Origin of the sequence: Leifsonia sp. SIMBA_070 (genome assembly GCF_046534635.1) — a bacterium.
Classification (GTDB): Bacteria; Actinomycetota; Actinomycetes; order Actinomycetales; family Microbacteriaceae; genus Leifsonia.
Map to the genome: position 1 here is coordinate 1 of NZ_JAWRYK010000691.1, position 249 is coordinate 249.

The window sequence follows — 249 nt, forward strand, 5'->3', positions numbered from 1 at the left end:
CGCCTTCCAGACGATGGTGCCCGAACCTGTGCGTTCGCCACGGAACCAGCCATTGAGCATCGGACCCACCGACAGCGCAATCGCCGGAATATTGACGGTTGCAGCTGCCATCAGGCAGGCAGGCGTGGTCTTGTCACAGCCGATTGTCAGCACGACACCATCAAGCGGATAGCCATAAAGCACTTCCACGAGGCCAAGATAGGCAAGGTTGCGGTCCAGGCCTGCGGTCGGGCGCTTGCCGGTTTCCTG

The 249-nt window shown here is 61.0% G+C and carries 1 protein-coding gene; it reads right to left on the bottom strand.

All coding sequences use genetic code 11. The features are described 5' to 3' along the window. On the bottom strand, positions 1-249 hold a 249-nt coding region (locus SB754_RS22010), incomplete at both ends, for a dihydroxy-acid dehydratase (protein ID WP_410784427.1).